This window comes from Kitasatospora sp. NPDC004799 (assembly GCF_040609095.1).
GTDB lineage: Bacteria > Actinomycetota > Actinomycetes > Streptomycetales > Streptomycetaceae > Kitasatospora.
This window is the reverse complement of record NZ_JBEXJK010000011.1, coordinates 46,268-53,695: the sequence shown is the minus strand read 5'-3', so window position 1 is coordinate 53,695 and position 7,428 is coordinate 46,268. Positions and strand designations below refer to the sequence as shown.

General features: G+C 72.9%; 5 protein-coding genes. All 5 read right to left on the bottom strand.

What is annotated here, in order from left to right; translation table 11 throughout:
- Positions 1-135: 135 nt before the first annotated feature.
- The 5 genes from ABZW03_RS02960 to shc all read right to left on the bottom strand — a co-directional run bounded on the left by ABZW03_RS02960 (position 136) and on the right by shc (position 7,426).
- Positions 136-1,536 carry an aspartate aminotransferase family protein gene (locus ABZW03_RS02960; RefSeq protein ID WP_355251210.1) on the bottom strand — a complete coding sequence of 467 codons (1,401 nt, stop codon included), beginning with the start codon at positions 1,534-1,536 and terminating at the stop codon, positions 136-138.
- Positions 1,526-3,436 (bottom strand): 1-deoxy-D-xylulose-5-phosphate synthase, encoded by a 1,911-nt coding sequence (gene dxs / locus ABZW03_RS02955; protein ID WP_355251207.1) that lies wholly within the window; start codon positions 3,434-3,436, stop codon positions 1,526-1,528. The genes ABZW03_RS02960 and dxs overlap by 11 nt, the downstream gene beginning before the upstream one ends.
- Positions 3,437-3,636: 200 nt before the next feature.
- Entirely contained in the window at positions 3,637-4,665 is a 1,029-nt protein-coding gene (hpnH, locus tag ABZW03_RS02950; RefSeq protein ID WP_355251204.1) for an adenosyl-hopene transferase HpnH, read from the bottom strand.
- 2 nt (positions 4,666-4,667) lie between these two features.
- Complete coding sequence (locus ABZW03_RS02945) at positions 4,668-5,348, bottom strand: 1-hydroxy-2-methyl-2-butenyl 4-diphosphate reductase (RefSeq protein ID WP_355251201.1); 681 nt, start codon at positions 5,346-5,348, stop codon at positions 4,668-4,670.
- Entirely contained in the window at positions 5,345-7,426 is a 2,082-nt protein-coding gene (shc, locus tag ABZW03_RS02940; protein ID WP_355251199.1) for a squalene--hopene cyclase, read from the bottom strand. The genes ABZW03_RS02945 and shc overlap by 4 nt, the downstream gene beginning before the upstream one ends.
- Between the last annotated feature and the right edge of the window lie 2 nt (positions 7,427-7,428).

Genomic DNA, 7,428 nt, shown 5'->3' with positions numbered 1-7,428 from the left:
GCCCCCGTCTCGGCGGTGTTCTTTTTTGTGTTCGCTCAGGGGGGAGCGCCCTCCGCGGATTTGTTGGGTTTCCCGGAGGGGTTTTTTTTGTCGGACCGGCCGACTTCCCACTCCGCGCCACCCGCGCCCCCGGCCTCAGCGGCCGCCGACCGCCTGCTTGACCAGCGTCCGCCCGAAGTCCCACATCAGCCCGCTCCCCCGGTGGGCCTCGTCCATGATCTCGGTGAAGGCGTCCACGAACCGGTCCACATCGCGCTCGGTGACGATCAGCGGCGGGATCAGCTTGATCACCTCCAGGTGGTCCCCGGACACCTGGGTCAGGATCCGGTGCCGCTGCAGCAGCGGCACGACCACCATCTGCGCGAACAGGCCCTTGCGCGCCGCCTGGAGCGCGGTCCAACCGGTGCGCAGCTTGAGCGACTTGGGCCGGCCGAACTCGATCCCGATCATCAGCCCGCGCCCGCGCACCTCGGCGAGCAGCTCGTACCTGTCGACCAGTGCGGCCAGCCGTTCGCGGAACTGGTCGCCCACCTTGCGCGCGTTCTCCACCACCTGCTCGTCGCGCATCACCTCCAGGGTCGCCAGACCGGCCGCCATGGCCTGGGCGTTGGACCCGAAGCTGGCCGAGTGCACCAGCACCCGGTCCATCGAGGAGTACACCTTCTCGAAAATCCAGCTCTTGCCGAGCGTCGCCCCGACCGGCACGTACCCGCCGGACAGCGCCTTGGCCGCGCAGACCAGGTCGGGCAGTACGCCGTCCTCGTGCTGGTAGGCGAAGAACTCGCCGGTGCGGCCGATGCCGGTCTGCACCTCGTCGCAGATCAGCAGCGCCCGGTGCTCGTGCAGCAGCGCCTGGGCCGCCCGCAGCCAGCCGGGCGGCGGCGCCTGGACGCCCTTGCCCTGGATCGGCTCGACGATCAGCGCCGCGACGTCGCCGCGCTTCAACTCCTTGGCCAGCGCGCCGAGATCGCCGAGTGGGATGGCGGTGTCCGGCAGCAGCGGGTCGAAGCCCTTGCGGAACCCGCTCTCCCCGTTGACCGACAGCGAGCCGGTGGTCAGCCCGTGGAAGGCGTGGTCCGCGTACAGCACCCGCTTGCGCCCGGTGGCATACCGGGCGAACTTGAGCGCGGTCTCCACCGCCTCGGTGCCGCTGTTGCCGAAGAACACCCGCTCCATTCCCGGCGCTTGGGCCAGCAGCCGCTCGGCCAGCAGCCCGGGCAGCGGCGAGCAGTCGAAGCGGACCAGGTCCGGCAGGTCGAGGTCCATCACCTGCTGGATCGCCGCGCGCACCACCGGGTGGTGGCGGCCGAGCGCGAAGATGCCGAAGCCGGCCAGCATGTCGAGGTACTCGTTGCCCTCGGCGTCGTAGAAGTACTGCCCCCGGGCCCGGTCGTAGTACTTGTCGAAGCCGATGGTGTGCAGCATCCGCGGCAGCTGCGGGTTGAGGTAGCGGCTGTGCAACTCGTAGCGCTCGCCGCCGCGTTCGGCGAGCAGCGCGGCGAGGTCGAAGGCGGGGCGGTCTGGTTCAGCCGGCATGGCGCGGGTTCGCTCCTCGGGTCGGTAGCAGGTTCTTGGCGAAGACGGCGGTCTGGGCGGCGACGCCGGTCCCGGTCAGCCCGGCCTCCTCCAGGATCTCCCCGCGCGAGGCGTGGCCGAGGAACTCCTGGGGCAGGCCGAGCACGCGCACCGGTACGCCCACGTCGGCGTCACGCAGCGCCTGGGCGACGGCCGAACCGACGCCCCCGGTACGGCCGTTGTCCTCGACGGTGACCACCAGCCGGTGGGCGGCGGCCAGTTCGGGCAGCACCGGGTCGACCGGCTTGACCCAGCGCGGGTCGACCACGGTCGCGGTGAAGCCCTCGGCGAGCAGCAGCCGGGCCGCGTCCAGGCAGGCGGAGGCGGTGGTGCCGACCGCCACCAGCAGGATCTCCGGCGCCCGGCCGGTGCGCAGCAGCACGTCCACCCCGCCGATCCGCTCGACGGCCGGCACCGCGGGCCCGACGTTCCCCTTCGGGAAGCGCACGACGGTCGGGGCGTCCCCGACCTCGACGGCCTCGCGCAGCTGGGCGCGCAGCTGTTCGGCGTCGCGCGGCGCGGCGAGCCGCAGTCCGGGGACGACCTGGAGGATCGACAGGTCCCACATGCCGTTGTGCGAGGCGCCGTCGGGCCCGGTCACCCCGGAGCGGTCGAGCACGAAGGTGACGCCCAGCCGGTGCAGGGCGACGTCCATCAGCACCTGGTCGAAGGCCCGGTTGAGGAAGGTCGCGTAGACCGCGACCACCGGGTGCAGCCCGCCGGTGGCCAGCCCCGCCGCGCTGGTGACGGCGTGCTGTTCGGCGATCCCGACGTCGAAGGTCCGCTCCGGGTAGGCCTTGGCGAACGGGGCCAGCCCCACCGGCTGGAGCATGGCCGCGGTGATCGCCACCAGGTCCGGCCGCTCGGCCCCGAGGGCGACCAGCTCGTCCCCGAACACCGAGGTCCAGGAGACGCCGCCGCTGGGCGAGATCGGCAGGCAGGTGTACGGGTCGATCGGGTTGACGGCGTGGAAGCGGTCCGCCTCGTCCTGCTCGGCCGGGCGGTAGCCGCGGCCCTTGACCGTCAGGCAGTGCACGATGACCGGCCCGCCGAAGTTGCGGGCCTGGCGCAGCGCCTGTTCCACCGCGCTCAGGTCGTGGCCGTCGATCGGGCCGAGGTACTTGAGGCCGAGGTCCTCGAACATGCCCTGCGGGGCGAAGGCGTCCTTGAACCCCTTCTTCGCGCCGTGCAGCGCGTCGAAGATCGGCTGGCCGACCACCGGGGTGCGCTGGAGCGCGTCCTTGCCCCAGGACAGGAAGCGCTCGTAGCCCCGGGTGGTGCGCAGGGTGGCCAGGTGGTTGGCCAGGCCGCCGACGGTCCTGGCGTAGGAGCGCTCGTTGTCGTTGACGACGATGACCAGCGGCCGGTCGCGCGCCTCGGCGATGTTGTTGAGCGCCTCCCAGGCGAGCCCGCCGGTGAGCGCGCCGTCCCCGATCACCGCGACGGTGTGCCGGTCGTGCTGGCCGAGCAGCTGGGCCGCCTTGGCCAGGCCGTCGGCGTAGGAGAGCGCGGTGGAGGCGTGCGAGTTCTCGACCAGGTCGTGCTCGGACTCGCTCCGCGAGGGGTAGCCGGAGAGCCCGCCGCGCATCCGCAGCCGGCCGAAGTCCTGGCGGCCGGTGAGGAGTTTGTGGACGTAGCTCTGGTGGCCGGTGTCGAAGACGATCCGGTCGTAGGGCGAGTCGAAGACCCGGTGCAGCGCGATGGTCAGCTCCACCACGCCGAGGTTGGGCCCGAGGTGGCCGCCGGTGCGGGTGACGGCTTCGATCAGGAAGTCGCGGATCTCGTCGGCGAGCAACGGGAGTTCGACCGCCGGGAGCTTGCGCAGCTCGGCCGGGGACGTGACGCGGGAGAGCAGTGACATGGGTACACCTCACGACTCGGAGCGGTGCGGTGGTGCCTCCGCGCGGGCCGGGCACGAGGCCCGGCCCGGTTGCGGATTCCGGCCCGGCTCGGGGCCCGGCCCGGTTGCGGGGGCCGGACCCCGGGCCGGGGGTGCCGGCCCGGGGATACCGGCCCGGAGGTACCGACCCTGGGGTGTCGACCCGGGGGCCAACTCCCGGCTCAGCGGCCCTTGTTGCCGCTGACGGTCTCGGTGATGGCGCGCAGCGACTGCTGGAGCGAGCCCATCGTCGCGAGGACGGCGGTCGGCTCGTAGCCGCAGTGCGCCATGCAGTTCTCGCAGCGCGGGTCCCTGCCGCGGCCGTACTTGCTCCAGTCGGTCTTCTCGACCAGTTCGCGGTAGGTCGGCACGTAGCCGTCGGCCATCAGGTAGCAGGGCCGTTGCCAGCCGAACAGCGAGTAGTTGGGGATGCCCCAGGGGGTGCACTCGAAGTCGGCCTTGCCCTCCAGGAAGTCCAGGAAGAGCGGGCTGTGGTTGAGCCGCCAGCGCCTGCGGTTGCCGCCGGCGAAGGCCTTGCGGAAGAGCTCCCTGGTCTGCTCGACGCCGAGGAAGTGCTCCTGGTCGGGGGCCTTCTCGTAGGCGTAGGCCGGCGAGATCATCATCTCGTCCACCTTGAGCTCGTCGTTGAGGTAGTCCAGCACCTCGATGACGGTCTGCGGGGTGTCGGTGTTGAAGAAGGTGCTGTTGGTGGTGACCCGGAAGCCGCGCCGCTTGGCCTCCTTGATCGCGGCCACCGCCTCGTCGAAGGTGCCCTCCTTGGCCACCGACTGGTCGTGCCGCTCGCGCAGGCCGTCGATGTGCACGGCGAAGGTGAAGTACGGCGAGGGCTTGAACTTGTCGATCTTCTTGCGCAGCAGCAGCGCGTTGGTGCACAGGAACACGTACTTGCGGCGCTCGACCAGCTGCCGGACGATCTCGTCGATCTGCGGGTGCATCAGCGGCTCGCCGCCGGCGATCGAGACCATCGGGGCACCCGACTCCAGGACCGCGCCGACCGCCTGGGCTACGGGCATCCGCTGCTTCAGCACGCCCGCCGGGTGCTGGATCTTGCCGCAGCCCTCGCAGGCGAGGTTGCAGGCGAAGAGCGGTTCCAGCTCCACGATCAGCGGGAACTTGTCCCGGCGCTTGAGCAGCTTCTGCTGCATGAGGTAGGTGCCGACCCGCACGGTCTGGCGCAACGGCATGGCCATGGCTAGCTCGCCTCCTGGGGGAGCGTCGAGGATGTGGGGTGGTGCAGGTCCACGGAGCGGGGCGAGCGCTCCTGCCGGTACCAGTCGACGAGGGCCGGGACCGTCGCCCGCAGGGTCCGCCAGGCGCGCACCCCGGCCGGGAGGGTGCCGAAGCGCAGCAGCTCGTGCTCGGGGGTGTCCACCACCACCCGCAGGACGGCCGCCGGCAGCGCGGGCCGCACCTCGCGCAGCGCGGCCAGGACGGCGGCGGCCTCCATGTCGACGGCGAGCGCGCCCTGGACGTGCAGCGCCCGCCGCTCGATGCCGCGCACCACGTGGTCGGCGGTGTGGTGCACCCCGGTGTGCACGGTCAGGCCGCGCTCCTTCAGCACCCGGGTGAGCTCCGTCCCGGAGTCGAGCGGGTACAGGTGGCCCTCGGCGTCGCGCACGCCGTCGGCGGCGACCACGTCGCCGGGCAGCACGCCCGGGCCGAGCGCGGCGCCGAAGCCGGCCACCACCACGGCGCCGTAGCCGGTGGGCGCGGACCCGAGCAGCCGCCGGACGGCCAGCCCGGCGCGCCGCCGGCCGACCCCGGTGCGCACCAGCTCGGGGGGCCCGCCGGCCGCGCCGCGCCAGTCACCGCCGCGCAGGGCCCAGACCTCGGGGCCCAGGGCGCAGAGCACCAGCAGGGGCGCGGTGGTCACCGCGACGCCCCGATCGCCGGGGCGCCGTCGGCCCGGCCCGTGCCCGGGGCGCCCTCGAGGTAGCGGCCGAGCGCCGTGACCGGGAAGACCAGCCGGTACAGGTGGTAGTTGATGGAGAAGTCCCACGGGAAGCCGGTGCCGGTGAACTGCGGCTCGTCCCAGGTGCCCTCGGGCAGCTGGGTGCGCACCAGCCACTGCACGCCGCGCTCGACCGCCGGGTTGGCCCGGCCCTGCGGCCCCTCGCCGGCCGCGAGCAGGGCCATCAGCGCCCACGCGGTCTGCGAGGCGGTGGAGTCGCCGCGCCCGGCCCAGCGCGCCGGGTCGTCGTAGGAGCGCATGTCCTCGCCCCAGCCGCCGTCGGCGTTCTGCCGGTCCTCCAGCCAGCGCACCGCCCGGCGGATCGCCGGGTGCTCGTCCGGGACTCCGGCCGCCACCAGGGCGGGCAGCACCGAGCCGGTGCCGTAGATGTAGTTGGTGCCCCAGCGGCCGAACCAGGAGCCGTCCGCCTCCTGGTTGCGCAGCAGCCACTCGATGCCGCGCCTGGTCCGGGGGGCGCGGGCGCGGCCGGTCTCGGCGAGCATCTCCACCACGTGCGCGGTGACGTCCGCGGACGGCGGGTCGACCACCTCGCCGAAGTCGCAGAACGGCAGCTTGTTGGGCAGCGTGCTGGTGTTGTCCACGTCGAAGGCGCCCCAGGCGCCGTTCTTGGACTGCATGCCGAGGTTCCACAGCACGCCCCGGTCCACCGCCGCGTCGACCTTGGCCGGGTCGGGGTGGGCGACCCTCCGCAGCGCGAGCACCACCTCCGCGGTGTCGTCGATGTCGGGGTAGGTGTCGTTCTCGAACTCGAAGGCCCAGCCGCCGGGGGCGAGCCCGGGCCGCTGGACGGACCAGTCGCCGCGCTTGCGGATCTCCTCGCCGAGCATCCAGTCGACGGCGGAGACCAGCGCCGGGTGGTCGGCCGGCACCCCGGCGTCGACCAGCGCGATGGTGGCCAGGCAGGTGTCCCAGACCGGGGACTGGCAGGCCTCCAGCCAGCGCTTGCCGTCCTCGGTGTGCACGGTGAAGCGGTCGAAGGAGGCGAGCCCGGCCTTCATCACCGGGTGCTCCAGCTCGTAGCCCTCCAGGTGCAGGGCGATCAGCGAGTAGACGGCGGGGGGCTGGATGCCGCCCCAGCAGCCGTCGGCCTCCTGCCGTTCGACGATCCAGCGGCAGGCCTGCGAGACGGCCAGCCGGCGCAGCGGGCGGAAGGCCCGGCGGTGGTAGGCGTGCAGCGCCTTGTCCAGGCGCTCGAACAGGCCGTCCCAGGTGGTGGCGGGGGCGAGCGGCCGCTGGGGGTACGGGTCGTTCGGGTCGGTGTGCAGCTCGGTGAGCGCGAAGGGGGCCGGACGGACCGGGCGGTGCGACGAGACGACGGTCAGCGGGACGATCGTCTGGCGGGCCCAGCAGCCGAAGGCGTAGATGTTCAGCGGCAGCCACTTGGGCAGGAAGATGATCTCGGGCGGCATCTCGGGCAGCCGTTCCCAGGGCCACCAGCCGAACAGGGCGAGCCAGATCCGGGTGAACACCCGGGCGGCCGCGATGCCCCCGGCGGAGCGGACGTAGCGCGCGGCGGACAGCATGTGCGGGGCGTCCGGGTCGTCGCCGGCCAGCTTGAGCGCGACGTACGCCTCGACGGTGGTGGAGAGTTCGGGCGGCCCGCCGTGGAAGGTGGACCAGGTGCCGTCCTCGCGCTGCTGGGAGCGGATCCACTCGGCGGTGGCGCGGGTCTGCTCCTCGGTGCGGATTCCCAGGAACTGGCGGAGCAGGAGGTCCTCGGCGTCCATGGTGACGTTGGTCTCCAGGTCGCCCTTCCACCAGCCCTCGGACGACTGCAGCGAGAGCAGGTGGGTGGTGGCGCGGGCCAGGGCCTCCCGCGCGTCGGCCGGCCGGAGGTCCGCCTCACCGGCCGGCCGTAGCTGGTCGGTGTCCTCGGGCTGCCACCGCCCCGTACCCAGCAGGGCCGGGGGGCGGTCGCCCACCGCGACCGGCTCGGAATCGTACTCAGGGTCGAGCCGGCCGTCCGCGGTTGCTGTCAACG